The organism is Sporomusa sp. 246TCP1, from assembly GCF_057319775.1.
The window spans coordinates 2,512,021-2,537,904 of sequence record NZ_CM170492.1 but is presented as its reverse complement, the minus strand read 5'-3'; the positions used below and the strand labels follow the sequence as shown (position 1 = coordinate 2,537,904).

Annotated in this window: 24 protein-coding genes, 1 tRNA gene and 1 other RNA gene; 22 read left to right on the top strand and 4 right to left on the bottom strand. The window is 42.4% G+C overall.

Annotated features, from left to right (window positions below; genetic code table 11):
• Positions 1-65 precede the first annotated feature (65 nt).
• From AC1ECB_RS12170 to AC1ECB_RS12105, 14 genes are all read left to right on the top strand, one after another.
• Complete coding sequence (locus AC1ECB_RS12170; protein ID WP_485668936.1) at positions 66-1,409, top strand: coproporphyrinogen-III oxidase family protein; 1,344 nt, start codon at positions 66-68, stop codon at positions 1,407-1,409.
• 510 nt (positions 1,410-1,919) lie between these two features.
• Complete coding sequence (locus AC1ECB_RS12165) at positions 1,920-2,663, top strand: 4'-phosphopantetheinyl transferase family protein (protein ID WP_485668935.1); 744 nt, start codon at positions 1,920-1,922, stop codon at positions 2,661-2,663.
• A 157-nt stretch (positions 2,664-2,820) separates the two neighbouring features.
• Entirely contained in the window at positions 2,821-3,339 is a 519-nt protein-coding gene (locus AC1ECB_RS12160) for a transcription termination/antitermination NusG family protein (RefSeq protein ID WP_485668934.1), read from the top strand.
• 304 nt (positions 3,340-3,643) lie between these two features.
• Complete coding sequence (locus AC1ECB_RS12155; RefSeq protein WP_485668933.1) at positions 3,644-3,763, top strand: carboxyltransferase domain-containing protein; 120 nt, start codon at positions 3,644-3,646, stop codon at positions 3,761-3,763.
• 246 nt (positions 3,764-4,009) lie between these two features.
• Positions 4,010-4,339, top strand: an RNA gene (gene rnpB, locus AC1ECB_RS12150) — RNase P RNA component class B.
• 28 nt (positions 4,340-4,367) lie between these two features.
• A tRNA-Arg gene (locus AC1ECB_RS12145) sits at positions 4,368-4,444 on the top strand.
• A 165-nt stretch (positions 4,445-4,609) separates the two neighbouring features.
• A complete protein-coding gene (locus tag AC1ECB_RS12140; protein ID WP_485668932.1) occupies positions 4,610-4,858 on the top strand; it encodes a hypothetical protein in 249 nt (82 codons plus the stop codon).
• Between the two features lie 106 nt (positions 4,859-4,964).
• Positions 4,965-5,162: a single-stranded DNA-binding protein gene (locus tag AC1ECB_RS12135; RefSeq protein ID WP_485668931.1), complete on the top strand. Its 198-nt coding sequence runs from the start codon at positions 4,965-4,967 to the stop codon at positions 5,160-5,162.
• Positions 5,153-5,374 (top strand): DUF1659 domain-containing protein, encoded by a 222-nt coding sequence (locus tag AC1ECB_RS12130; RefSeq protein WP_485668930.1) that lies wholly within the window; start codon positions 5,153-5,155, stop codon positions 5,372-5,374. Before AC1ECB_RS12135 ends, AC1ECB_RS12130 begins: the two co-directional genes overlap by 10 nt.
• Positions 5,352-5,639 carry a DUF2922 domain-containing protein gene (locus AC1ECB_RS12125; RefSeq protein WP_485669327.1) on the top strand — a complete coding sequence of 96 codons (288 nt, stop codon included), beginning with the start codon at positions 5,352-5,354 and terminating at the stop codon, positions 5,637-5,639. Before AC1ECB_RS12130 ends, AC1ECB_RS12125 begins: the two co-directional genes overlap by 23 nt.
• A gap of 18 nt (positions 5,640-5,657) precedes the next feature.
• The gene (locus AC1ECB_RS12120; protein WP_485668929.1) at positions 5,658-5,813 is read left to right on the top strand and encodes a YvrJ family protein; all 156 of its coding nucleotides are present in this window, start codon (positions 5,658-5,660) and stop codon (positions 5,811-5,813) included.
• Complete coding sequence (locus tag AC1ECB_RS12115) at positions 5,810-5,947, top strand: hypothetical protein (RefSeq protein ID WP_485668928.1); 138 nt, start codon at positions 5,810-5,812, stop codon at positions 5,945-5,947. The genes AC1ECB_RS12120 and AC1ECB_RS12115 overlap by 4 nt, the downstream gene beginning before the upstream one ends.
• 323 nt (positions 5,948-6,270) lie before the next feature.
• On the top strand, positions 6,271-6,789 hold the full coding sequence (locus AC1ECB_RS12110) for an AAA family ATPase (protein WP_485668927.1): 519 nt from the start codon (positions 6,271-6,273) through the stop codon (positions 6,787-6,789).
• A 130-nt stretch (positions 6,790-6,919) separates the two neighbouring features.
• Positions 6,920-7,441: a GNAT family N-acetyltransferase gene (locus tag AC1ECB_RS12105; RefSeq protein WP_485668926.1), complete on the top strand. Its 522-nt coding sequence runs from the start codon at positions 6,920-6,922 to the stop codon at positions 7,439-7,441.
• On the opposite strand, the gene ltrA is transcribed toward AC1ECB_RS12105, so the two are convergent.
• Positions 7,383-9,806, bottom strand: coding sequence for a group II intron reverse transcriptase/maturase (gene ltrA, locus AC1ECB_RS12100; protein ID WP_485668925.1), 2,424 nt, complete (start codon positions 9,804-9,806; stop codon positions 7,383-7,385). The two genes, AC1ECB_RS12105 and ltrA, sit on opposite strands and share 59 nt — an antisense overlap.
• A 1,399-nt stretch (positions 9,807-11,205) precedes the next feature.
• Here ltrA and AC1ECB_RS12095 point away from each other — a divergent pair.
• The 6 genes from AC1ECB_RS12095 (at position 11,206) to AC1ECB_RS12070 (ending at position 17,288) form a co-directional block, all read left to right on the top strand.
• Positions 11,206-11,421, top strand: a complete 216-nt coding sequence (locus AC1ECB_RS12095) for a SymE family type I addiction module toxin (RefSeq protein ID WP_485668924.1) — start codon at positions 11,206-11,208, stop codon at positions 11,419-11,421.
• Positions 11,422-11,810: 389 nt separating this feature from the next.
• Complete coding sequence (locus AC1ECB_RS12090) at positions 11,811-11,933, top strand: hypothetical protein (RefSeq protein WP_485668923.1); 123 nt, start codon at positions 11,811-11,813, stop codon at positions 11,931-11,933.
• Positions 11,911-12,045, top strand: a complete 135-nt coding sequence (locus tag AC1ECB_RS12085) for a hypothetical protein (RefSeq protein ID WP_485668922.1) — start codon at positions 11,911-11,913, stop codon at positions 12,043-12,045. Before AC1ECB_RS12090 ends, AC1ECB_RS12085 begins: the two co-directional genes overlap by 23 nt.
• 486 nt (positions 12,046-12,531) lie before the next feature.
• Positions 12,532-15,183: a DEAD/DEAH box helicase gene (locus AC1ECB_RS12080; protein WP_485668921.1), complete on the top strand. Its 2,652-nt coding sequence runs from the start codon at positions 12,532-12,534 to the stop codon at positions 15,181-15,183.
• On the top strand, positions 15,183-15,899 hold the full coding sequence (locus tag AC1ECB_RS12075; protein ID WP_485668920.1) for an SWIM zinc finger family protein: 717 nt from the start codon (positions 15,183-15,185) through the stop codon (positions 15,897-15,899). Before AC1ECB_RS12080 ends, AC1ECB_RS12075 begins: the two co-directional genes overlap by 1 nt.
• 342 nt (positions 15,900-16,241) lie before the next feature.
• On the top strand, positions 16,242-17,288 hold the full coding sequence (locus AC1ECB_RS12070) for an ABC transporter substrate-binding protein (RefSeq protein ID WP_485668919.1): 1,047 nt from the start codon (positions 16,242-16,244) through the stop codon (positions 17,286-17,288).
• Between the two features lie 233 nt (positions 17,289-17,521).
• Here AC1ECB_RS12070 and AC1ECB_RS12065 read toward each other — a convergent pair whose 3' ends face one another.
• Positions 17,522-18,454: a phosphatase PAP2 family protein gene (locus tag AC1ECB_RS12065; protein WP_485668918.1), complete on the bottom strand. Its 933-nt coding sequence runs from the start codon at positions 18,452-18,454 to the stop codon at positions 17,522-17,524.
• Between the two features lie 822 nt (positions 18,455-19,276).
• On the opposite strand from AC1ECB_RS12065, the gene gcvT reads away from it, so the two are divergent.
• Both gcvT and AC1ECB_RS12055 read left to right on the top strand, forming a co-directional pair.
• Positions 19,277-21,919, top strand: coding sequence for a glycine cleavage system aminomethyltransferase GcvT (gene gcvT, locus AC1ECB_RS12060; protein WP_485668917.1), 2,643 nt, complete (start codon positions 19,277-19,279; stop codon positions 21,917-21,919).
• A gap of 264 nt (positions 21,920-22,183) precedes the next feature.
• On the top strand, positions 22,184-23,023 hold the full coding sequence (locus AC1ECB_RS12055; RefSeq protein ID WP_485668916.1) for a site-2 protease family protein: 840 nt from the start codon (positions 22,184-22,186) through the stop codon (positions 23,021-23,023).
• Between the two features lie 233 nt (positions 23,024-23,256).
• On the opposite strand, the gene AC1ECB_RS12050 is transcribed toward AC1ECB_RS12055, so the two are convergent.
• Together AC1ECB_RS12050 and AC1ECB_RS12045 are read right to left on the bottom strand one after the other, a co-directional pair.
• Positions 23,257-25,131 carry a sensor domain-containing diguanylate cyclase gene (locus AC1ECB_RS12050; RefSeq protein ID WP_485669326.1) on the bottom strand — a complete coding sequence of 625 codons (1,875 nt, stop codon included), beginning with the start codon at positions 25,129-25,131 and terminating at the stop codon, positions 23,257-23,259.
• A 306-nt stretch (positions 25,132-25,437) separates the two neighbouring features.
• Positions 25,438-25,884, bottom strand: coding sequence for a GNAT family N-acetyltransferase (locus tag AC1ECB_RS12045; protein ID WP_485668915.1), 447 nt, complete (start codon positions 25,882-25,884; stop codon positions 25,438-25,440).

Genomic DNA, 25,884 nt, shown 5'->3' with positions numbered 1-25,884 from the left:
TGACAATACACCACCTACCTACAAAAGTCTTTAACATGTTGTATTATAGAAAGCGAGGTTAAAAAATGATTTTTAAAGATGGAATAGATATGGAAAAATTTCTAAGTGATTTTTCCCAAAAAAGTTATACAGAGATATTTAGTATACGTTCACGTTTAGAACAAAGCGACTGGGAAAGAAAAGCATTAACTAATCTTCGCGAAACGATTTTTAAAAATAAAAACCAATATCCTGCCAATAAGAATGTATTATATGTACATATTCCGTTTTGTGCTACCAGATGTGAGTATTGTCCGTATTATACAAATCTATATAATCCTGCGGTAGTAGCTCAATACCTTGATGCTGTTGAAAAGGAAATCATTTCTGTTAAAGATACGCCATATATTAAATCAACGATATTTAGTTCATTGTACTTTGGCGGAGGCACACCTTCTTTGCTTAGTGTTGATCATATTAAGAAAATCTCTGAGATTATTTTCAATAGTTTTTCCTTTGCAAACGGAGCCGAGCTGTCTTTTGAGTCAAATCCATCAACATTAACTGAAGATAAAATAATAGCTTTAAAAAATTGCGGCTTTAACCGGGTTAGTCTAGGAATACAGACTTTTAATGACCGTCTATTAAAGGAGATGGGGTGTGCCCACACTTCGGAAAAGGCCAGGAAAATAATTTATTTGCTGCTTGAAAACGGTTTTGTAGTAAATACTGATATGATCTATGGCTTAATTGGACAATCTAGGGGCGATTTGGAAATGGATTTGCGGGAATTGTGTAAAATAGAAAGTCCGCATCAAGTGACCATGTTTCCTCTACGGATTGCCGAACATACTCCTTTAGGGGAAGAACTTGGGAAAAAAGAAGGAATAACGATTCAATCTCATTTTAATAGATTATTACAGTATGACGCCATAGCAGAAAATACTCTAACATTGAATCAGTTTTTAAGAGAAGAGTATCCAATGTTTTATCATCGGGAGGGTTCTTTTCCACATAAGTACAATTCCACAGAAACACGGGTTATCGGAATAGGGGCCAGTGCCGGAACGTTACTTGACGAAGGGGAAGGTTGTAATTTTCATGATATTGAAGAATACTTTTCCGCTATCAATGAAAAACGGTCACCAGCGTTGAGTGGTATTCGGTTGAGTCAACAACAAGCCTATGAACGATTTGTCTTATACAGAATTTTATATACCAATCGATCTTTAAAAGATTTCAAGGAGCTTGTCTATAAAAGATTCTTTGAATACTATGATACTGATTTAACGGATGAATTATATTTCAAGGTGTTAAATGATATGAAAAAAATGCGGTTTGTTAAAGAAGAAGGGGAACACTTCATTTTTACCGATAGATTATGGAGAATTTTAAATAAAGTAAAAATAGGCATGCCGAGCATTATTTGAAACCAAAAGATTATTAAGGAGATGAAAACCGTAGCTACACCAGTTTGTTTTCTGAAAAGTTATCGTCCAGAGGCCAATAACACTATTAATGACCAGTTAATTGAGGAATGACAGCAAGTATTTGCTCTATGCGAGAAGTCAATTACCATAATAGTGTTGGAAGGTTAGCTGGACGTATTTTGTTTTGACGCCGATTTTCAAGGGATTCACGCACAAATGACGGGGGGTGGAGTGGCGGACAAAATATTGAACCGTAGTATGATCTGTGGCTGAAAATGGCTGCAGGACCGGACATTATCATTTTGCATGTCCGGTTTCATTAGGCGGAGGTTAAGGAACGGATTATCTCTTTATTTGGCAAGTAACTGCCAAGGTTTGTCCCGAATAAAATAGTTCAAACTTTTTTAAAAAATGCTATTTATGAGGTATAGCCGTGAGAGTATTTGCTACTGCGTTATTCGATATTGATGGTGATACTTTATGATAAAACCTGCAAGGGAGGTACATAAAATGCATGGTAATAATATTTATATCGATATGGTGGACCTAATTAGACTTGAGCAGACTTTTAGGGCAGCCTTATGCTGCTGTAATCTTTCGGGAAAAACGGAGTATGAAGGGTTAATTCAGCACTTGAATATTCAAGAACGCAGGTACTATAACACGTTGAAATTTGAAAGACGGATCAGAAGCTATCTTATGGGGCGTTTTGTTGCTAAACAGGCAGTAGCAACCTTAATTGGTGAAGAAAATTTGACAAATATTTGTATTCAATCCGGTATATTTACCCAGCCAATTGTAGTATCCGGCAAGCAAAATATTCAAGTCAGTATTACCCATTGTGAGGACTATGGGGCGGCGATTGCCTTTCCCGAAGCCCATCCTATGGGGATAGATATTGAAAAAATTGATTCTGAAAAAGCTGATGTTATAGAAAGGCAAGTAACAGAGACCGAAAAAGGCATGGTTAGATCAAAGGTACTCTCACTGTCTTATGAAACAGGACTTATTCTTTTATGGACAGCTAAGGAAGCGTTGTCTAAGGTTATTAAAACCGGTCTAACGACCCCATTTGAAATTTTTGAGATATCAAGAATTGAGCTCTGTGATAGTTTTATTATGAGTTACTATAAAAATTTTGCTCAGTACAAAGCCATCTCTTTTACGATTGGTAACTACATGTGTTCAATCGTTTATCCTGTGAAAACCGAATTGCGTTTAGATATTCAGTCTTTGAAACTGAACGATTCATAGGGTTTTCTTATTAGTAATCGTTGGTGATGTGTCAAAATGTAGTGCAAAGAATCAAAGAATGTCCGAATTTGCTTTTGCAAAATAAAGGTAAAATAGTAAATTTGTTGAAATAAAAAATAATGGTAACAATTTTTGCTCTTTTATGGGAGGTAAAAATATGGAAGAGTGGTATGTTTTGCGTACCATTTCTGGCAGGGAGGACATAACTTCATCTATTTGTAAAAAATTGTATTCTGAATGCGAAATCATTAATCCGAAAAGAAGAGTCATTTGGAGGAAAAGGGGACGTATTATAAGTATAATAAGGCCGTTATTTGAAGGCTATTTATTTGTATCAATTAACCGGGAAAACATTCAGGCATTTGATTGTCTACTACATAAAATGAGTATTGGTTGGTTGGTTTACAGTGCGGGCTCATTAATACCCATACTTTCTGAAGAAAAAGAGCTAATCCAAAAATTGATGGGTAGTGAAGGAATTGTTGAAATCAGTCAAGTTGAGAAGAATGACAATCAAATTAAAATTATTGAAGGACCTTTATTGGGTTTGGAGGAATTTATCAAGGGTTATTCTCGTAGAGAGCGGCGTATTACTGTAGAGGTTCCACTATTTCAAGATAGAAAGCGGGTGGAACTGGGGGGAATTTTAATAACTCCCAATAGTAAGTTATTGTAGACGCTGAAAGCATCTAAGCGTGAAACCAGCCTTACGATGAGGTCTGTTATTCGAAAAGAAGTAAGGCCCCTTGGAGATTACAAGGGGCCTAGGCCAGATGTGGAGTAATCGATTAGGAGCTTTTGTGGGTCAAAAGGTAGTTACTGAAATATGAGGTGACAGATTTGGACGGCGTTAGAATTCTTACAGCAGGTGAACAAGGCTTGGTAGTTGAGTTTGCCAACAAAATTGAGGCTGAATTAATAAGCAAGTTCACAAATTAAGAGGTATTTTATTGCAGTAAAATACCTCTTAATTTGTATACATGTTCGGATTTACGCCGGAGTTTTCCTATCTAGGCGGAATGTCAGAACGGAGTGCAACCCCGTGGTTGCAGAAGCCGCGCACTTGTATACCTGTCGGTTCGGTAGGTATACGCTGGTAGTCAGAACGAGTTTTACCTTGTAGAAAGCCCAGGAGGGGGGCAATTAATTGGCCGCACACCAATTAAAGCTTTAAAACCATTTGGTTTGAGATGAGCAAGGAAAGTCTGACAAGATAAGAAGAAGGAATAAAAGGGTTAATCATTAAAAAAATATGTTGACAGTTTATTAAACGTGTGATATTATATATAAATGTCGCTGTTGGTTGCGATTATGGAGATTGCTTCAAAAAAATTCCAGCCTTTTTTAAAAACGGGAAATTGCGGTACTGCATATTGTAGTATTGAGGAAAGTCCAGACTGCCACGACCTGAGATGGTCGTAATGTTCGTGCCCATTGCAAGGTGGGGCAGGGCGAATGCTCTGACGACGGCAAAATTGACTCACGTAGCCAAAAGTAGCCCTAAAGTGCACAGAGAATGAGTAGATTGGCGACAGTCTAGTGAAAAGTGGTAAACTCCACGAGGCAGAAACCCGAATTTTGGTAGGGGAACTTCCTATAGGGAATCAAACCGAAGGGGAGAACGCAGTTCCTGCGTTAGATAAATAATTTCCTAAAACAGAAACTGGCTTACGGTTTTTAAATGAAGGCTGTAATAATAAAAAAGACTCCGTAGCTCAGCTGGATAGAGCGTTTGACTACGAATCAAAAGGCCGCAGGTTCGAATCCTGCCGGGGTCACCATTGATATTTCAAGGGTTTTACGAGATTTTCGTAAAGCTCTTTTTTCGTTTTCATAGCAGTTTTACAACAACCGTACAACAACGCGGCAGAAACTGCATTTTCTAAAACTTTAATGTAGTGGTGTTTCATGATTGATCGGAGCGACCGGAAAGGAAGAATTGAGCCATGAGGCGACAGGCGCTATGGGGCGTGCTGATGCATCTGTTAGGCCTTTTGGGCTACAGCTATACAACGCTGTCGCGGGCCAGGAGCGAGCTGGTGGCGGTCGGTCTGCTCATTTATACGCCCCGCTCCGGCCGGTCAGCGCCGTATTATGAATTGCAGTCCTTGAGTGCCAAAGTTGTGGATAAATCTGTTGATAACCTTGTGGATAAACCGCGTTTGGTCTTGGTAAAGCCGTTTTGTCAACCATAATGGTTGGCAACCTGGTTACATTATTTAAACGTAAACTTTATTTATAAACGTAAACCAATAATAGTAGTAGAGCCTGTGACTATGTGGACAACAAGGGGGGGCTGGCATGAATAAGGTCTTTCTGGTAGGAAGCTTGTCCCCGGACCTGGACATGCGCTATACAATGAGTGGCAAGGCAGTTTGTTCTTTTTCCCTAACGGTAAATTTTAAAACCAGGGTACGGGAAGAAATGGATGCCATTGACTGCGTGGTCTGGGATACGCTGGCGGAGCAGATTGGTCAGGAGGGAGAACGATGGTTGTAGTGAAAATGCCGCAGAGCAGCACGATTGCCGTTAAGCTGCAAAAGGGCGTGACCACGAGCGGCAGTCCGGCGTATGTGACCCGGAACTATACCGCCAAATCGGCAGCGACCGATCAGGATTTGTTCGATGTCGCTCAGGCGCTGATGGGGCTGCAGTCTTATCCGGTTGCGGATATTGCCCGTGTGGATAATGCCAGCCTGGTCAATCAATAAAACTACAGGCGTTAGCCAGGAAGAAGGGAGGATAGAGCGATGGCTGATACCAATACAAAAGACGTTGGAAATGATCTTTGCCACCACTGGCGGCAAAGAGGTTACCGTGGCGGTAAAAGACCCCAAAGAGGGTCTGACGCTGGCCGCAGTACAGACAGTAATGGCCACTATTATTGCCAAAAATGTGTTTTCCAGTACCAGCGGCGATTTGGTGACCGCCAAGGAAGCGCAAATCCGCCAGTTGGCAATCAATGAACTGAAGTAATGATAAGGAGGTCGTGTCATGGAAGAAATGGCCCGTTTGACGGCGACGTACGGCTTTCCCATGGTAGTGGCCTTCTACCTTTTGGTCAGACTGGAAAAGCGCCTGACCGAGCTGACCAACGCAATCAACCAGATGTGTAATTGCGTCGAAAGGATGGAGGTCACGAAAAAATGATATTAAAAACAGTGTACGGCCCGCCGCCGGCGGATATGGAGCGGATTGAGGCGGTGGAAGCGGAAGGGGAGAATTGTATCCGGGAGCAGGAAACGCCGGCAACTGCTCCGCCGGTGCAAACACCGGGCGGCTGAACCTGGCCCGGCAATGGAATAGCAACGCAGGCAAGCCATTGACACTCGCGTCGGCAGCGGTCAATGGTTTGCTTTTTGGGTCTAACGCCGTTATTTTGTCGTTCGTAGCCTCTCCTGTACATTACAGGGCAGAATGGGTTCACCAAACGCTGATTAGTCGCACCCGAGCCGGAGGACATGGCATAGTCGCTACTTGTTGTTGATGCAGTACGGGGTGCTTGAGAAGATAGAGATGGTGTCAATTACCGGATTGCGGTAGAATAAAAGTAGCCTAACATGCATGGTTTAAGGCACAATGAATATAGAAATTTAGAGGTTTGAACATGAAAAAAATTTATTTGATTGGCGGGACAATGGGAATAGGAAAAACAACTACTTGCCAACTCATTAAGGTCAAGCTAAATAACAGCGTATTTCTTGACGGAGATTGGTGCTGGGATATGCACCCATTTCAAGTAACCGAAGAAACAAAGCAAATGGTAATGGAGAATATTGGCTTCCTTTTGAATAGCTTCATCAAGTGTTCTGCTTATGAAAATATTGTATTTTGCTGGGTCATGCACATTCAAACGATTATTGACGAGATCATTTCACGCCTTGACACGACGAACTGCAAGGTTTATTCGATATCGTTAGTGTGCAGTGAACAAGCATTACAAACTCGTTTGAGAAAGGCTGTCGATGCCGGCATTCGGACGGAAGATGTAATTTGCAGAAGCATAGAACGCTTACCCCTTTACGATAAGTTAAGCACATATAAAGTGGATGTATCAAACATTCTTCCTGAACAGGCCGCCGATCTCATTATTCGGAAATGTTGGGTATTCGAATTATTATGTTGAAATCAATTTAACATAATATATAGCGTGTTCTAACCAGACTATATATTAGCTTAGAAAGTGCACATTTACTGACAAAATCCCTTTACAATAGGTGGTATAATTAGAATCATTTAAATAAGGATGGTTGGTTATGGAGCAGAACATAGTCATTGTAACACCGCGATTAATCCTTAGAATAATTACAATCGATGATTATCTGGAAATATCAAAAATTTTACAAGACATTGAAGTTATGTATGCATGGGAGCATGCTTTTTCTGATGAGGAAGTTCGTGCTTGGATTAATGAAAACATTATGAGATACGATAGAGATGGTTATAGCTATTGGGCTGTAATTAAAAAGTGTACTGGTGATTTGGTTGGCATGTGTGGGCTAATTGCAGAGAACGCAGATGATGAAGACTATATTGGCATTGGATACATATTCAACAAGGCATTTTGGCACCAAGGCTTAGCATTTGAGAGCTCAAATGCTTGTAAAAACTATGCTTTTTTCAATTTGAATATTTCAGAGTTAACTGCTCAGATAAGACCTGACAACTTCCATTCCAGACATGTTGCGGAGAAACTTGGTATGTCTGTCTTCAAGAACTTTAATCAGTTGTACAGAGGTAAAATGGTGCCTCATATTTTGTACAAATGCTCAAGGTAGTTTTACGATGAGCAGCCACTAAACCCATGTGGCCGCACATCGTAAGCCTGTTTTGTTTGCTATAGTCTGGCTGGCAGAGGGAGAGCACCGGCCACGGCGGCAGCAAGGGAGCCGCGAACTGCGCGGCGGGGAAATAAAAAGGCCGCCCTCGTGTTGAGAAGGCGGTGCGGTTACTCTGGTTAAAGCTAAAAATTTTCCTGTTCGCTCTGGAAGAATATGCTATAATAAGCGTAAGGTTGTCAAGGGAGCGGTTGGCCACACCCTTTTTGAAAGGGGGTGGTATGATGACAATATTTGAGGCAATGTATCTGATGATAGCATTTGCAACACTTGTTGTTTTAATCGCAACAATAGGTAAGGGACGTCCGCGCACGCATTTATACGCCGTTCGGCGTCCCTTTTCCCTTGTTTCGCACCGTACGTGAGACTTTTGCCTCATACGGCGCTCCATCAAATCCTTATGACTTTCCAGTGACAGCTTTTCTCTCATCCTTATAATTTTGCGATTGATCTTCGCAGTATTTTTCGGCGGCAGTTTTGAATGAATTGTGTCGTGACACATTTTGCAGACACTGGCTAGATTAGATACCCGGTTTAGCCTATAAGCAGGCAATAGAGGACGAACATGATGGAAATCAATATCATTTTTGGCCAATGTTTTTTCGCAAACCCTGCATTTCCCTTTATCCCGGTTCAAAGCATAAGCACGGTTGAGAAAATACTCGAAAGTATATTGGGAACTGTGCTGACATTTTCCTAGCCTTTGGTTAAGATGAACAGAGAGTAATTCATCTTGACGAGGAAGAAGCGGAGTTTTACCGGTGCGCGTCTGATATAAACTACGCCCTTGCTGCAAATAGGGTATTTCTTTTTGGTTTTTCAGCTCCGGTTTCTTCCAATGGCAAAACAGCAATGATGTGAGTCCGATGATTTGATCTTTAATGAAGACTGCAGGTATGTGGCTATTGTACTTTTGGTGAACCTTGTGCAGGTTGGTTGTTTGATTAGCCGGGATTTTCTTTGCACCCAGTTTGTACATTTCACGGTAAGACAGATAGCCCAGAATCCACGCATATTTCTTCATAGCGGCAATGACTTGAGTAGCCGTCTGATAGTAGTTGATAATACCCCGTATTTTACTATTAATCAGCTCAATTTTCTTAACGCTTGGTTCTGCCTCTGAATGGGTGCACAACTGGCGAATTTGTTGTCCAATCTCTTTGACTTTGGTTTTTAACCTGGTCATATTGGGTTTCGTGCGGGTAATGTAACCAAATCTCGCTTTCGTTGATTTTATGATTTTGTAAGTAAACCCCAGAAAATCAATGGACTTCTTTTTGAGATTGGTTATTTTGGTCTTTTTCTCCGATAAAGTCAACTTGAAATGAGTGGCAAGCTTATTACGAATGATCTGTTTCCATTTTTGCGCGTTGACCTTTGTATCGGTAATCAGTACCCAGTCATCACAATAGCGGATCAAATACGCCGGCTTTAAATGGCTGCGCAGTTTCAACGCTCTAATGCGTCCCCGTGGATAAGCATAGTTTGTTTTAGTACGCTTGTTTTCCCAGGAGTTAGCAATGAACCAGTCGAAGCTATTGAGGTAGACATTGGCAAGCAACGGTGAAATAATACCACCTTGTTGAGTACCCATTGGGTTTACCGCAATTTCGTTCATAACGCCAGCTTTGAGCATTTGTCTGATGATCATGAGGACGCGGCGGTCACGAATGCCCATATGCCAAAGTTGTTTTATTAGTTTGGTGTGGTTAATTGTGTCAAAGTATTGTTTGATATCACCCTCTACAACCCAGGAATATCCTGTATTGTGCACCAAGGTAGTTGTACGGGCCATAGCCATGGCGGTGTCGCGGTAGGGGCGAAACCCATAGGAGTGCGGGAAAAATTGTGCTTCCAGAATGGGTTCTAGTATCATACGGACGCATTCTTGGATCACACGGTCAGTTGCTGTTGGAATTCCTAATTTGCGCATTTGGCGGGTTCCCGGTTTAGGAATGTATTGTCTGCGGATTGGCTTTGGATGATAACCTTCCAATGATTGTTGTATTGTACGAATTACTTGCGGGTAGGGAAGTTCCAAAAGATTCCTCATAGTGAGATGATCTGTTCCGGCTGTGTCTGCGCCTTTGTTAGATTTAATATTGTGAAATGCCGTCTGAATGGTCACCGATGATGAGATTAATTCAAGCAGGCTGTGAAATTTGGGCAGTCTGTTTTGTTCCAGAACTGCTCTTGTCTTCGCATACAATTGATCCAGAATGTGTTGCAATCCCATTTCATCAGTTGGTGGTTTAAGGATGGGATAGTCAGATTGTTGTTCCAGGCCGGCATTCCTCCTTTTCATGGATTGTGCCTGCCGGTTTCATGTCAGGTATGGGCCACGCCTTCCCTGACAGGCTGTTTGGAAAAATGCGATAAGGATTGACTATGCCCCTTTGCTCCACGGTCATTACTCCGCTTCATCACTACTACGGGCTGCCGCCCTCCGAATTCAGCAAGCATTTCCTCTTGCTTAGAGACATTTGCTGGTATCAGCGTTTACATTCTCTTTTGGAGTTCCACTGTTTCTTGCACTCTGGCTTTACATGACGACTTTAGTCCCTTCCTGTAACCCGCCAACCGTTTCTTTATCCGTTACCGGAGGATGAAAAACTCCATACCTTTACTGATATGGGACAGAAATGCAAGTTTTATATCTTCATTTCCATGATTGGACTCCACTGGGGAGTAGACTTCTTCATTTAGAAATCTCATTTCTTACGAGCCGTACATACGGAAGTTCCTGGTGTGTAAACATGGTCGTTTTATAGCCCCCGACTACTTTGCTAACCGCTTCGCAGGTCTGCGTTTCGCCGACTTCACCGAGCTTCGTACCCCATGAGGATACCTCTCATAACGCACGTCGGAGTATTAGGGCCGGTCTGCCGGTATCCAGTCCGTTACAGGATATTCTCCTGTTTATTGGAGTGCAAAATTCGGATTTACTGTCATTCCGCTTGATTTTATTGCTCATTTCGGAGCAGATTGTTCAAGAACAGTGCGCACATAAAACGGAAATAACCGCCCCTGCCAAGGATTGCGGTTATTTCTTAAATAATCAAAACCGAGGCTAACCGTTTCCGGTTAGACAACCTATGGGGCTGACGTGCTACTAACACGTCAGTCCTTTTCTTATATTATACCCATAGACGGAAAAATATGCAAGCAGTCGAGAAAAAATCCCTGCCTGTAGGGCTTAGTTTACTTGCAATTCGTTTGAAATGAGCTATAATTAGAAATAGGTGGAAATGAAAAAGTCGCCGTGACCTGAAAGTGTTGGAGCACTTCCAGGCTCCCGCAGGTACACACACTACCTACACGTAACAGTCAAGCTGTCCACGACGACATTTCTATTATACAACGTTGCCCGTTTGAAAACAAGCGACGCGCAGAGTGTAACGGAGATGCCGGCAGGGCGAGGACAGACTGTGCGACTTCATGCAGCAGGAGACTAAGCCTATTCCCAATACACTGTCAACGGAAGGGCAAGCGTTCGCTTACATATTTCTTAACCGCTTTTCTGTTGAGGCCGGTTATGTTCCGGTTTATTGGTGTTGGGGATTTAGCAGACGATGAAGCAAAGCGCATGTGTAGGGTATAAAAACCTCGCATGTGCTTTTTAATTTCCCCCTATAAAAAAGCTGCCCGGCAAGTGCTTGCCATGATCAAGGGCCTTGCTGCAGCTTGCGATAGGGGGTATATACTTGTCCAGTGAAAGGGAAACCTCACGTATTTTGACAGTCTATTATACATACCTCAATGGTAAAGACCGGTGGCCGCTTATCCGTTTGCAAGGCAAATGGCTCCAGGAACTTGGCTTTCAGAGCGGTGATAAAGTTGTGATCGAAGAGCACAGCGGGGCTTTGCTCATAAAAGCTGTAGCCGATGAAATGACCGTAAAAGGTAAAAGCGAAGTCTAGCCGCTGCCGATGAGCGGAGGTGCATGGGTATGTGGGTCTATTTGGTGAGATGGTGGCGGGTGGAGACCGGGCTGTGGGTTTGTTACTGGAACGCGCTGGACCGGGATGACCGACCGAGCGTCCACTATTGTGACGACCACAGTTTGCTGCTGTCGGTCTTTTGACTGGTCGGGCTAATGGCCTTTGGGACAGTGGTACAGTTCTTGCAAGGAGGCTGCTGGTGATGCCGGCGGCTTTTTTGCGGTAGGAACTTTAATTTTCTCTTTGACTTCGAATAATTTTACAAATGATGCAAAATTATGTTTTTCTGGTTATTTTATACAGGATATGGGACGAAGGTCCCGAATCTTAATAAGTAATAATCGATATTACATGAGCAGGGGGAGTATATGAAAGACTGGAAGAAACTCTGGGCGTATGGGTTGGCAACGGCTTTATGGTTTGCATCACAGTTAGGATTGGCTGATGCTCCTCATGTTCTTTATGGGGATGGAATATACTGGAGAGGCTGAACAGCATCTGGAGGACTTATGGATTGATCCCCAGGAGTACAGCCAGCAGTTGTATGAGGCGGTATGGCATTTACATCGCCGGGGCATGAATGTATGTGAAACTATGGAATAGTGATTTTTGGAAGTGTTTAGGTCATACGTACAAACAGTCCGAAGTGTGGCTCGCCAATATTGGTAATACCGGGGGTGAAGAATTAATGAATATTGTAGTAATCGACTCTTCGTATTCTTGTGTCTTGGCTACTGATATCCGAGATATTAAATCTTCTTCGCAGTTGTTGCGGAAAAGGCTTTTTGATCTTGGTCGGTTATTTTGAGAAATGATAGTTGGTGACGAGTATGTTTTTGCTACGGAAATTACTACACCCATGGGTAGAATTTTTAAAGGATTGTAATGGCACCTGCTAGAACTGTTATTGCGAATGATATTTCAGTAGCTTTTTCCGGAGAAGCTTTACGGGGATATATGGATTTCGGTAGGTTGAGAGGCCCGGATGCTTTGTCCTCAGGAATAAGATATTTCTACTGAACTAAATGCATTTGATATAATAATAACAGGTTCATCTCCTGAATTTTTTGAAAGAAGGGAACATTGCTGATGCCACGACCCAAAACACAAGAAGCACAAGTATTGAACGCCTGTTTTTTGCCGAAGGACTTTGTTATTGATGATTTGCCTATTCAACCGGCGGCTGAGCTAAAAAAGTGGATAACGGCGTTTGAAGACGATAAATATAGCGCTCTGTTTCAGCTTGGATTTAATAAAAAGGAGACATGGTTTTCGCCTTCCCTCGAATATCTTCATCATCTTGCGGAGTTGCTGCTGAAAAAACTGAGCCAACAGCCCGAAATTGAGTTTAGTCGGGATGCCGTTCAAGTGGGTTTGACGGACGACGAGTTGTATAAATTCAAGGAAGAACTGCCCTTTGTCATTGGGATGGAATATGTAGACGACGACTGGATTCGAGCGGTGTGGAAATCACTCTTAGCTGTGTTCAAACGGGAAATAAAAACATATGACGGGACCGTCGCACGATATTTTACCGATCATAATGCCAACATCAATGTGGCAGGCAGGGTGTTTTTTCATTTGGTCGAGAATCAAGCGGAGCAGTACCCATTTGCCTTTATGGCGACTTATTCGACAAAACCGGTCAAAAGCAAGCGGGCAATTCATACCCCATTGAAAAATGCGTTAAAAGAATTCGACGGGGATGAAAGAAAATTGTTGTCGCTTATTTCGACGGTCATCAAGGCAGCTGAAAAGAGTGCTTTCATTTCGGAACTGCTAGAAAGCGGGGAACTGTTCTCACCGCTTAAGCTCACAACCGAAGAAGCATATACCGTTTTAAAGGAGACAACATTATATGAAGAAGCCGGGATTCTGTGCAGAGTGCCTGATTGGTGGCGTAAAAGAAGCAACTCGATTCGACTGTCAATCACAGTGGGAGAAAAAGAACCGTCCAAAGTAGGGCTGAAGGCCATTATGGACTTTTTGCCTTCATTGACCGTAGGCGATGAAGTGCTCACCGAGCAGGAATTGAGGGCTTTTTTGACTATGGCGGAGGGAATGGTTCAATATAAAGGCAAATGGGTTGAAATAGACAAAAGAAAATTGGCAGCGGTTCTGCAGGCTTTTGAAAAGGCTAAAGATCTGTCAGGCAACCAATCCTTTTCGCTCGGAGAGACCATGCGGCTGGAACTTAACCTGGGCAGGCTGCTGGATATTTCAGGTGATGAACTTACAGTTTCGGTTACGAACGGACAATGGTTCAGAAATATGAAGGAAACCTTGACTCACCCCGCTACCATGCAAAAAGTCGGCGTAGAGCCTTCGTTTCACGCGAACTTGCGCGCCTATCAGGAAACTGGGTATCACTGGCTAACCCAGATGTCGAAATTTGGTTTTGGCGCCTGTTTGGCGGATGACATGGGACTTGGTAAAACAGTGCAGATGATTGCCTTTTTGGAATACCAACGGATTCACAGTGGAGGGCAGATACTGCTGATTCTGCCGGCGTCGCTTATCGGCAACTGGCAAAAGGAAATCGAAAAATTTGCGCCGGAGATGCCATATCAGATACTTCACAAAAGCGATTTAAAAAATTCGAAAACCATCCAGCTCAGGGACGGAGTGTTTTTATACATTACTACCTATGGGATGGCAGTCCGCCTGGAAACGTTAAAAGACCGGCAATGGGACTGTCTTATTATCGATGAAGCGCAGGCCATAAAAAATCCTGTCAGCAAGCAGACCAAGGCAGTAAAGGCCATTCCCGCCAAAATGAGGATAGCCATGACGGGGACGCCGATTGAAAATAGATTGGGTGACCTGTGGTCGTTGTTTGATTTTTTGAATCAAGGATTGCTGGGAACAGGCAAAGAATTTACTGACTTTACAAAAGGGCTGGCAAAGCACGCGGATGGCTATACCAAGCTGCGCAAGATGATTCGGCCCTTCATGCTGCGCAGGCTGAAAACCGATAAAACTATTATCGCTGATTTGCCGGACAAACTGGAAATGAACGCCTACACTACCTTGTCCCAAAAGCAGATTGCTCTTTACAGGCAACTGCTTGGGCAGATTGCGGAAAAACTGGAAGCAGTGGAAGGGATGGAGCGCAAGGGGCTGGTGCTGGCAAGCATCATGAAATTCAAGCAAATCTGCAATCATCCGGATCAGTATTTGGGCCGGGAAGAATTTAAACCGGAGCATAGCGGAAAGTTTGAACAATTAAGGGAAATCTGTGAAACCATACGCGAAAAAAGAGAACGGGTTCTTATTTTCACCCAGTTCCGGGAGATGACGGAGCCGATTGCAGAATTTCTCCAAAGTATATTTGGCAAAGAGGGACTCGTGCTTCATGGCGGTACCTCGGTGAAAAGAAGAAGTGAGATGGTAGAACAGTTTAACGGCGAGCGTTATGTGCCGTATATGGTTCTGTCTCTCAAAGCCGGCGGTGTGGGCCTTAATCTCATGGCAGCCAACCATGTGATTCATTTTGACAGGTGGTGGAATCCGGCCGTTGAAAATCAGGCAACAGACCGAGCATTTCGAATTGGCCAGACCAGGAATGTCATGGTGCACAAATTTGTTACAACAGGTACGATCGAAGAAAAGATTGACGCCATTATCCAGGAAAAGCAGAAATTATCGGGAGAACTTCTGGTCGCCGGTGGTGAGCAGTGGATTACAGAGTATAACAACGCAGAGCTGTTGAAGATATTTGCTTTAGGTGGTGATGAATAATGGGGTATTATGGATTTCCAGAGTATATATCCGTGGCGGAGAAAAGGGAAAAGGCGACCAAGGCACTGGCAAAACTGCAAAAAAAAGATCCCGCTGTCGAACCTGTACTCATTGAAGGGCGAACACTGGCTAAAAACTGGTGGGGAAAGGCGTGGAACAAGAATCTTGAGAGTTATGCGGATTATGACAATCGAATTGGCCGGGGCAAAAGCTATGTGAGGAACCATGCCGTCCTGAATTTGAAGATATCCAAGGGAAAGGTAGAGGCCCTTGTGCAGGGCAGCGGCTCTAGGCCCTACGAGGTTGCGATTCGGATTGATGCTTTAAGTGGTGAGAAATGGGAACAGGTCACGGTCTTGTGCAATCATCGGATCGATTCGCTGGAACAATTGATTGAAGGAAAATTTCCCCAAGACCTGGGGGTTTTATTCACCGAGAAGAAGTATGGATTGTTTCCGGCTCCGAAAGAAATCCATTTTACCTGTAGTTGCCCTGACCGGGCAAGCATGTGCAAGCATGTCGCCGCGGTGCTGTATGGGATTGGGGCTAGGTTGGATGTAAATCCTATGCTGTTTTTTGAACTCAGGGCATTGGATGGGCAGGAACTAGTCAGAAAATCCATGGAACAGAAACTGGCCAGTATGATGAAAAACGTCGGCAAAACAAGCAGGCGGGAAATTTCGGAGAAGGATATTGTCAATATATTTGGGCTGTAGAAAAACAATGAATCGTTGCAAGAGCCACTCCTCAAAATAGTTTCATGGTGTAGTGTCCTTGCTGAAAACATAGCAATATCTGATAAATTTCGGATCACATTTTTGTTGCAGGGAGGATATTGGATAATAATGTAGAAGTATTATGCTGAAATAACACAACATAAATGATATAAATTTTTTTGTAATTTAGTTTTTGTTAAATTTAATATTAATTAATCCACTTTATGGCTTACGGGTTGTGGGAAGAAGAAGGGGGAAGAAAATGGGCAAGAATTAAAATAAACAAAACGTTTTTGTGGAACAATCCCTTGATAAATATTTTTAATAAAGGGAGGAGTTAGAATGAGAAAAAGATGTTTTATTTTTATGCTGATTTTAATGTTGTGCGTGGTTATTGGGACTGGCCAGAAAATTTATGCCGAAGGTTATAAGACGATAACCGACATGTGCGGTAACAGTGTTGAAGTGCCATTAGATCCAAAGCGGATCGCCTGCATGCACTGTGTTTCTCCTGAAAAAATAATGACGCTTGGCAGTGGGGACCGGATATACCTAATGGCAGAGCAGTCACCATGGGCTTACAAGCTTTTCCCGGAAATAAAAAATGCCCGTACTTCAAAGGGTGTAAAACCGGAAGAGATGCTGGATATGAAAATCGATTTCGTGCTTTACACTCCCGGCATGACGAAGGGTGAGCAGTATAAAGATGCAGGCCTGAGGACAGTATGCGCATTCTCGGCTGAGCAAAGGCCTATGAACATTAATGATTATATTGAAAGCTTTAAAAAACAGGTAACTTTTTTCGGTGATCTCCTGGGGCCGGATGCCGCTGCAAGAGCGGATAATTATAATAGATATTTTGATACAAAAGTAAAACAGATACTTGCTATAACATCAAAAATAGGTAAAGAAGAAAGACCTTCGGTTTATTATGGAGGTTTACACGGCAGTCTGCTGGGCAGCCAGGGACAAGGGAGCGTTATGCACTGGAATGTGGAAGTTTCAGGCGGGAATTATTTGCCGGAGGCGCTTAGTGATAATCATGCAAAGGCTTCAATGCAACAGTTGCTGTCATGGGATCCGGATATAATTATTCTTAGCGCATATGGCGATTCTCCGGATACTGTAATGAAAAATCCCGAACTGGCATCTCTTAAAGCTGTCAGGAACGGCAGGGTATATCGCATGCCAATGGGGGTTTACGCATGGGATCACGTAAGTAATGAAAGTGTGCTGCTGATGATATACATGGCTAAATTATTCTACCCTGACTTATTCAAAAACTGGGACATGATAAAAGAAATGAAGACATACTATTCCGAAATTTATGGTAAAAATATTACTGATAAAGATGCTGAAAGAATATTACAATGCCTGCCGCCGCAATAATTACAGGATGATTATTTTATCAGGATTTTGTTAAGATTTTACCGGCAATATTTAATTTTAAGAGAGGGGCCGAAAAGATTTAACTTCCATAAAAGTTTTCAACCGGTCGCAGTTTAGTACAATAAGATTTATGCGACATTGGCACTTGGGAAGATTGTATTCTTCTCAGGTGCTTTTTCTTGCCAATCTTGCATAAATCCTTACTCATTTCGCGTAAATGTATACGGCCTTTATCATTGGGTCCGTTTTGTGCGAGCTATAGTGTTTAAGTTTCTGGCAGGCACTGCGTTCATCATTTCAAAAAGCCATGGCGCGCCGAGTGTAATCCAAACAGTAGATAAACAATACCGGATATATCGGAAGAAAAGGTAATAATCTGTTCCCTCTTGAGGAAATGCCATCTTAAGGCCCAGCCAAATCGCCAAAAGTACTAATGTACCGGCAAGCATCCGTAGGAAAAGTTTTCTCCATTCGTCTGTCGGCACTGTACTGGTCGAAGATATATACTGCTGCTGGACGATTAGACCGAGCCACGCTCCTGATAGAGCCGCAGTAACAGAGATAACCTCTTTGCTTGGATGAATTGCCAACAACAATAGCGGACCTATTATGGCAAGTATTAAGTGTAGTTTAGGGGAGAGCGTTACTAATCGACAAATAACAATCTGTTCTACTGTGATAGCAGAGAGTAGCAATAGTAGCCCAAGTATCCATCCGGCCAATACATCGGTAACAAAATGTACACCCAGATATATACGTGAAAACCCTATAAGCAGAACCAGAAAGCCTCCGGTAAAGAATAAATGTCTCTTTTGCGTCAGGTGGGCAAGACCGAGCCAAAATACAAGTCCTGTCTGCGCATGATTGCTGGGAAAACTATAGCCTTCGGCATGAATGAGCTTTACGTCCGGTCGAAAATAAAATGGCCGCGGTTCTTGTATGAAATCTTTAATGCCTAAATTGAAATAATGCGATGTAAGTACCAAACAAGTCAGGCGTACGCCCAGGTGAAAATCTACACACCAGAAAATTAAAGGTAAAGCTAAAAGGTAGAATTCTTCTTCGCCTAGTGTGGTAACTATTTTGAAAATACCATCGACCAGCGGGCCGTGAAACTGCTGTATAAATAAGGTGACGTCTATCCCATAGGATAATATATCGCTCATTCTGTCTTCGGACCTCCTAATGTTGAATATGGGGAACACCCAATAAGGACGAATGCAACATAAAATCTGCATGAACTTTATTCAACGATTACTGCCGAATTCCTTCGTGAAAAAGAATATAAAACGTTATTAGCTAATTTATTCTCATAGATGATTTCCCTCACATTGTCTTTATCTGTAGTGTAGTTAGCAGCAATTTGTCAAACGGTATCTCAGGGTCTCACGTAGACCGACTCATAAGTAGTGGTATCAAAAAAAGCACGAAAAATAGCCAGTGGTGTAATAGCCAATATAATATGAGCTAAAAATGTTATGAATCGGAATACAAGGTAAAGTTGAAAAAAGTATATCATGATTGAAATTACAACCATGAAGATATATAATTTATATGTCAAATTGTAAATCACTCTCTTTGGCCCAGCACTAAGCTGGGTATTTTTTTTGTCTTCTTCCTGATTGGGCAGGTGGACGACATTCGCCAAGCCGCATCATCGAAAGCGGGTGACAAGGTATTACCAGGGACACGTCCAGGGAAAAGTAAACCAAGGTTGTCTTAGGTGGCCGGGGGTTGCGGAGTTAGGGAAAGTTTTGGAAATCTCTCGCTTAATATCTGAGGAAGGATTAGATAGTTTTGACTTAGTGAAGAATTTTGTGGTTTTGGCACAAAATTTAGTTTATCTGGATAAAGGATTTTATTTTATTGAAGGAGAATATTTTTATTATGATAAACACCAATATTTACCATACTTATTGGTGTTTGGGTTCGAAAAAACGCGGAGTTCATGGTTGGTTTTTTCAAGAAAATTATGGAGGTTTGATAATATGACAGCGTTAAAAAGGACCGTACTTTATGACAATCACGTAAAATCAGGTGCAAAGATGGTGGATTTTGGTGGATGGGAAATGCCGATCAATTATAAATCGGGAATCATTGAGGAACATATTTATACTAGGAAAAAGGCGGGCATATTTGATGTTACCCACATGGGAAGATTGGTTATATCAGGTAGAGAAGCTGCGGAATTTCTACAATATGTTTTAACGAATAATGTTTTTGCCCTTGACCTTAAGCAGGCGCAATATACCATGATTCCGAACGAGAATGGCGGAGCGGTTGATGATGCTTATCTTTACCGCTTTTATGAAGATGAGTATTTGCTTGTTGTAAATGCTGCTAACGCCGAGAAGGATTGGAAACATTTACAACGGGAAATAGCGAAGTTTGACGCAGGAATTACCAATAAGTCTAGCGAGATTGCTATGATTTCAGTACAGGGACCGGACTCGAAGAATATCATCAGTAAACTTACCGGCAGCGTTTATCTTACGGAACCGGTAAAGAACGCACTGGATATTCTTAAGTTTGACGGTAAAGAAGTGCTTATTGCCAGGACGGGTTATACCGGAGAGCCGTTAGGATTTGAATTGTTTATTAAAGCTTCTGAGGCAGCCGTAATTTGGGAAAGGTTGCTTGCGTATGGGGCTATGCCTATTGGTCTTGGCGCCAGAGATACGCTGAGGCTTGAAGCCGGACTACCTCTTTATGGACATGAATTGGGACTGGCCATAGACGGCAGGGAAATTCCGATTTTCTCCTGCCCTTTGGCTAAATTTGCCGTAAGCTTTGCTGCAGCCAAAGGCGATTATATCGGCAGAGAAGCTTTGGCAAAACAATATGAAGGTTATAAAAAGATAATGGAAAGAGATTTTGCCGATTTGGCGGCTTTGCCCAGAATAATAAAACCGATCGCATTGATTTATAAAGGTGTTGCCAGGGCAGGATGCAAGGTTTTCAAAGGTGATAAGGAAATAGGTTACATAACAAGCGCAACAATGGTGCCATATTTAAAAACCGAAGGATATGGGCTTGAAAGCATAATTACCGATGATAGAGCAACGAGAGCAATCGGTCTGGCCCTTCTTAATGGCGATGTAGAATTGAACGACAATGTGGAGGTAGAAATCAGAGGAAACAAGATAAAGGCTGTTGTCACGCAGTATCATCTGAAAAGTGATGCTCCTCCGTTTGCCAGACCGATTATCTATGGAGTTGAAGTAGATTGTAAATTCGACAGTTCAACAGACTACAAGACCAAAGCTTTGAATCTTATCGAAAGAAGCTGTCGGAACACCTTATGGAGACAGAAAGAAACTATTAACCTTATCCCCTCTGAGCAAACCCCTTCTTCCGCTGTCAGACTGTTGTCGGTGATGGATCCTTCTTTCCGGTATGCGGAGCACAAGAAAATGAAATCGTTCTATGACTACGATGTTTTTTACTATCAAGGTACCGGATTCATTGATGAGATCGAACATTTATTAATAGAAGAACTGAAAAAATACCTCAATTGTACTGCGGTAGAAACAAGAGTTGTCAGCGGTCAGATGGCAAACACTGCAGTTTTTAGTGCGATTATGGATTTCAAAAACAGGGTAAATAGAAAAAAGGACGCTTCGCGTTTGGGCTATGTATTAAACAATCACATCATCAGGGGGGGACACTTGAGTGCCCAGCCTATGGGCGCTTTGCATGACTACATAGCCATTGATCCTGTCACCGAAAAAAACGCAGTTGTCAATTTTCCGGTAGAAAAGGATAATAGTTTCAAAATCGATGTTGAGGAAACGAAAAAAGTCATAGAGAAATATAAACCGGAGCTTATCATTTTCGGTAAAAGCATGGTATTGCATAAAGAACCGGTGAGAGAAATACGGCAGTTTATTGATGAACAGAAAATCAATGCAATTATCATGTATGATATGGCCCACGTACTAGGCCTGGTAGGAGATTACTTCCAGAATCCATTTGTTGAAGGTGCTGAAATTGTCACAGGTTCAACTCATAAGACCTTCTTCGGCACCCAAAGAGGAATCATTGCCGGCAATTACGACAAGGCTGATTATAAATTCGGATTATGGGAAACCATCGAAACAAGGGCTTTCCCAGGAAGCGTAAGTAATCACCACCTTGGTACTATGCTTGGGCTGTTGATGGCAGCATATGAAATGAACAGTTTCAAAGATGAGTACCAGAAGAATATAATCCAAAATGCCAAGTATTTTGCAAAATGTCTTAAGAATGCCGGACTGGATGTTGCCGGCGATCCTTCCATATCGTACACGGAAACTCATCAGGTAATTGTGAGAGTGGGATATGGCACAGGGCCGGAAATAGCAAACAGGCTCGAAAACAACAATATCATCGTCAACTATCAGGCTACGCCAGAAGAAGAAGGCTTCTCGGCTTCCGGCGCAATCAGGCTTGGCGTTTCTGAAATGACGAGATTCGGCTTCGGAAACAAAGAGTTTGAACAGACGGCAGAATATATAGCGGACATCGTTCTAAAGAATAAAAACATCAAGGAAGAAGTTGCAAAACTTAGGAGTAATTTCATCGACATGAAATACTGCTTTACCGATGAGGATATTACGAAAAGCCTTGAAAATTTGATGTCCACTTTCTGAGGGAGAATTAAAATTCGGAGAATTTCAGTGATTAAGATATATCTGCGTGAAATTAAAACAAAGTTTCAAACACCGAGCAAGAGCATGGTATGATATAATGCTGGTACAGACTATACTCAAGGAGTGGGTTTATGTCCAGAAGAAAGCAGTGATCCGAATAGTAAATATTTGGTGGTCTGAAATTTTCGGGTTATCACCCGTAACACTCTTTGTTAAAATATGTACGAATTAGCAAGAGTGTTGATAAAGAATTGAGGTAATGCTTTGAATAGAGAAGACGAAATGAAAGAGTTGTTGGATACTCCCCCGCTACCTTCGCGTAAGCCATGGTACAAAAGATTCGGGTTAGGCGGGGCGGTTACTGTTCTGCTGGCTATACTAAAATGGAAGACTATTCTGAGTTTTCTTCAGGGAATCTTTTTCTTGTTTAAGTTTAGTAAATTTGGGCTTACAACAGTATCTATGTTTGCGATGATTGGTGTGTATGCTTGGTTTTATGGTATTTGGTGGGCGGTCGGTTTTGTCTCGCTTATTGCAGTCCACGAATATGGGCATATGTATGCTGCAAAGCGGCAAAACATCCCTGTAACGGCTCCAGTCTTTATCCCTTTTCTAGGAGCGTTAATTGGTATTAAGGAATCCCCTAAGGATGCCGCAACTGAAAGTATTATCGCCTATGGTGGGCCGCTGTTTGGTTTTTTAGCAGCAGGTGTTGTTCATACAGCTGCTTATGTATTTCATTCAACGCTGCTTTTCTCGCTGGCTTTTACTGGGTATCTCCTGACGTTATTTAACCTCATCCCGGCTTCGCCGCTTGATGGCGGGCGGATTGCTAGTGCGGTATCTCCATATATTTGGTTTTTGGGAATTCCCTTGATTGGGATTCTTATTTGGTTTAGCTTTAGTCCGATCGTAGTATTAGTTTTGTTGGCGGCTATTCATCGTGCATGGGAGTTCTGGAAGCATCGCAATGACTCCTATTATGATACTGATCCAGGGTTTCGACTAAAGATCGGGATTGCCTATCTAGCCTTGTTGTTGGCGAGTGGGGTGTTAACTTACGAAACGCATCTTATTGCAGAGGCGCTGCGACCAAGGTTATAAGGTTCTGATGAAATTAAGCTTAATTAGATATAAGCATTTTAAGCTAGTCGCCCAACTGCTATTGTTTTGTGCTCTTGGAGAATGGTTTCTACGTATTGAGCCTGTTCCATGTCACATCCGGCTAGTAGAAATACCTAGAGTGGCGGCTTGTGTTTCTAGGCTACGATAAAGATTCTTTTTGCTAAATAGTGAATAGTGTACTGGAGAAGGGTGGTAATCCGAGTGCTGTGTAACTATATAGTATAATTATTGGTGAAGTCGTCCTTTTCCTCCAAGATCTTTTCCGCTACTTTTATCCGGTTGCGACCTCCTCTTTTTGCCTGGTAAAGGGCTCCGTCAGCCGCAGCAATGATAGTCGACGGTGTGGTGTCTGAATCAGGCACCATAATGGCTATGCCTATACTAACGGTGACATGTGTGCTGATAGATGAGCCTGTGTGTTCGATACCTAGCTTTTCGACACCACCCCGTACTCTTTCTCCAACTCTTGTTGCGCCTTGCTCGTCCGTATCAGGCAGCACAATGGCAAATTCCTCTCCGCCATAGCGGGCAGCAATATCACCAGAACGTTTCGGTATGGTATCCAGCAACCTTGCAATCAATTTCAGGCAGTCGTCCCCGGTTAGGTGGCCGTACGTGTCATTGTAAGCTTTAAAGAAATCAATATCTATCATGAGCAATGACAAGGGCTTTTTCTCCCGTCTTGCTCGTTGCCATTCCCGTTCCAGAATCTCATCAAAATAACGGCGATTGGCAATGCGTGTGAGGCCGTCAGCTTGGGATGTTCGCCTTAGTTCTTCATTTAGGGTGAGCAATTTCGTGTTCGTAGCCGCGAGCTCATTAGAATAATGGGATATTGCGATTGTTCGCTCTTGAACTTTTTGTTCCAATTCGGCATTTAGCTCTTGAAGTGCTTCTTCAGCTGTCTGCCGCTCGGCTATTTCTTCTTCTAGTATCGCATTGATGTCCTGTATCTCAATTATTTTGCTTTCAAGCTTGGCATCTTTTTCTTTGAGTTGGCTGACAGTGTTTTCGATTTTCCAGTTCATGTTGATGAAAGTATCGCAAAGGGTCAATAGCTCGTGTAACAAATTTTTCGATAGCTTTTCTTGACCGACCATTTGGTATTCTTCGGCAGCGACCAATTTCGACTGTCGGATTAACCAGTCGATAGGCTGTTTAATCTGATTGGTTAGCCATGTAGCCAGAGGAAGAATTAGCAAAAGCATACAAATGGTGCCACCCGCCATCATGGCTAGTTGGTTATAAATAGGAACAAGAACTTCTTTTTCATTAATCTTGCCGATGAGCGTCCAGCCTCGATTAGGCACATCCAAGTAAGCTCCCATTACTTTATTACCCTGATAATCGATCCAGGTGGCTGTACCGGACTCGCCAAGCCGGATATTTCGAAAAGCATCGTCAGTAATCCTATACTTCATTTTGATAGGGCCTTTGATAATTCCCTTGTCAACCAAAGTGTGGATGTGTCGCGGCTCAGTTAGCATTATGCCTTCGCGATTAACCAGAAATACCTCGCCTGTTTGACCTATCCAATTATCCTGTAAGAGGGTTTCTAACGTTGACATTCTTACAGATCCAAGGATCAGTCCTTGAAAATTTCCCGAGTGGTCGTAAATAGGGGAGGAAAAATTGACTATGGGTAAGCCGCTATTTCGTCCAACAACGATATCGGAAATATACTCTTTTCCCGCTAGCGCAGACTCATAGTAAGGCTTGCCAATTGCAGACGGGTACTTAATACCAGTTTTAAGGGTGGACATTATGAAAATCCCGTCTTTGTTGATATAGGATAAGGAATCGAAATTGCTGTCACCCTGTTGCGCAAAATCGAGGGTATGTTTCATCTGCTGGTCGTTTAACGTTTGAAAAGCTTCTATTTGACTAAGCTTGCGAACATCGGCGGCCCGTTCCGTTATCCAGTAGTCTATTAGCCGATCTTGTAAAAGTACCCGCTGCTGGAGCATATCCAGATTCTGTTGTTTAGCTACCGAGATATGGCCAAGGGTGTATATCGTCATGATGAGCAGGCTGGGGATAACGATAAGCAGAAATGTCCATAATCTAAAGTGATGATGTAATGTCATGGGCACTTTTTCGACTCCTTAATTTAATTCTATATCATATTATATAATTCGACAGGCTGTTGGAACTTCCTGTAACGACGAAAAATGAGCTTTGAAAAAAGAGACACCCGGCAATACAATGGAGCTGTGCAGATCCGGACAAGAAAGGCACAAAACCGACGATAATTTATTCGGAATATGGAGAGCCGTATGCGGTGAAAGTGTGCGCCATGTCATTCAAGACTTGGAATTGTCCGAGTAACGGTCCAAAGCCCTTGGAAATGCGTATGGTAGGTAATTTTTAAGGTGTTTTTTCATTTTGTGTTACTAATCAATTAGCTGCTGATACATTATGTAGGCGTCTACGAATCCGATTTCCTTATGATTAAAGGCATTAGGTAACCTGCCTACTATGTTAAAACCGCACTTTTCCCAAAGATTAACTGCTGTTTGATTAGTTGATACTACAAAGTTATATTGCATTGCTTTAAATCCTAAGGCTCTCGCTTCTTTAAGGGAATGTTCACACATCACCTGACCTATTCCTTTTCCGCGTGCTTTAGAACTTACAGCATATCCAGCATTACAGACGTGAGAGCCTAAACCGGGCTGGTTTGGTTTCAAGAAATATGTACCTACTATCTGTGTGTTTTTTAGTGCAACATAAATTGCTGCTGGGGTTTCCATCCATATATGATAGGCTTCTTCTACTGTAGTATCAGGGGGGAAAACATATGTATTCCCTTGAGAAAAGATATCATCAGATACCTCCAA

Excerpts from the sequence above, each read along its gene's own strand:
- AC1ECB_RS12085 (WP_485668922.1), top strand. The coding sequence starts at position 11,911 with ATGGAATATACTGGAGAGGCTGAACAGCATCTGGAGGACTTATGGATT.
- AC1ECB_RS12135 (WP_485668931.1), top strand. The coding sequence starts at position 4,965 with ATGAATAAGGTCTTTCTGGTAGGAAGCTTGTCCCCGGACCTGGACATG.
- AC1ECB_RS12125 (WP_485669327.1), top strand. The coding sequence starts at position 5,352 with ATGCCAGCCTGGTCAATCAATAAAACTACAGGCGTTAGCCAGGAAGAA.
- AC1ECB_RS12070 (WP_485668919.1), top strand. The coding sequence starts at position 16,242 with ATGAGAAAAAGATGTTTTATTTTTATGCTGATTTTAATGTTGTGCGTG.
- AC1ECB_RS12075 (WP_485668920.1), top strand. The coding sequence starts at position 15,183 with ATGGGGTATTATGGATTTCCAGAGTATATATCCGTGGCGGAGAAAAGG.
- AC1ECB_RS12120 (WP_485668929.1), top strand. The coding sequence starts at position 5,658 with ATGGAAGAAATGGCCCGTTTGACGGCGACGTACGGCTTTCCCATGGTA.
- ltrA (WP_485668925.1), bottom strand. The coding sequence starts at position 9,806 with ATGAAAAGGAGGAATGCCGGCCTGGAACAACAATCTGACTATCCCATC.
- AC1ECB_RS12050 (WP_485669326.1), bottom strand. The coding sequence starts at position 25,131 with ATGACATTACATCATCACTTTAGATTATGGACATTTCTGCTTATCGTT.
- AC1ECB_RS12105 (WP_485668926.1), top strand. The coding sequence starts at position 6,920 with ATGGAGCAGAACATAGTCATTGTAACACCGCGATTAATCCTTAGAATA.
- AC1ECB_RS12140 (WP_485668932.1), top strand. The coding sequence starts at position 4,610 with ATGAGGCGACAGGCGCTATGGGGCGTGCTGATGCATCTGTTAGGCCTT.
- AC1ECB_RS12090 (WP_485668923.1), top strand. The coding sequence starts at position 11,811 with ATGAAAGACTGGAAGAAACTCTGGGCGTATGGGTTGGCAACGGCTTTA.
- AC1ECB_RS12165 (WP_485668935.1), top strand. The coding sequence starts at position 1,920 with ATGCATGGTAATAATATTTATATCGATATGGTGGACCTAATTAGACTT.
- AC1ECB_RS12170 (WP_485668936.1), top strand. The coding sequence starts at position 66 with ATGATTTTTAAAGATGGAATAGATATGGAAAAATTTCTAAGTGATTTT.
- AC1ECB_RS12110 (WP_485668927.1), top strand. The coding sequence starts at position 6,271 with ATGAAAAAAATTTATTTGATTGGCGGGACAATGGGAATAGGAAAAACA.
- gcvT (WP_485668917.1), top strand. The coding sequence starts at position 19,277 with ATGACAGCGTTAAAAAGGACCGTACTTTATGACAATCACGTAAAATCA.
- AC1ECB_RS12160 (WP_485668934.1), top strand. The coding sequence starts at position 2,821 with ATGGAAGAGTGGTATGTTTTGCGTACCATTTCTGGCAGGGAGGACATA.
- AC1ECB_RS12115 (WP_485668928.1), top strand. The coding sequence starts at position 5,810 with ATGATATTAAAAACAGTGTACGGCCCGCCGCCGGCGGATATGGAGCGG.
- AC1ECB_RS12080 (WP_485668921.1), top strand. The coding sequence starts at position 12,532 with ATGCCACGACCCAAAACACAAGAAGCACAAGTATTGAACGCCTGTTTT.
- AC1ECB_RS12155 (WP_485668933.1), top strand. The coding sequence starts at position 3,644 with ATGTTCGGATTTACGCCGGAGTTTTCCTATCTAGGCGGAATGTCAGAA.
- AC1ECB_RS12130 (WP_485668930.1), top strand. The coding sequence starts at position 5,153 with ATGGTTGTAGTGAAAATGCCGCAGAGCAGCACGATTGCCGTTAAGCTG.
- AC1ECB_RS12065 (WP_485668918.1), bottom strand. The coding sequence starts at position 18,454 with ATGAGCGATATATTATCCTATGGGATAGACGTCACCTTATTTATACAG.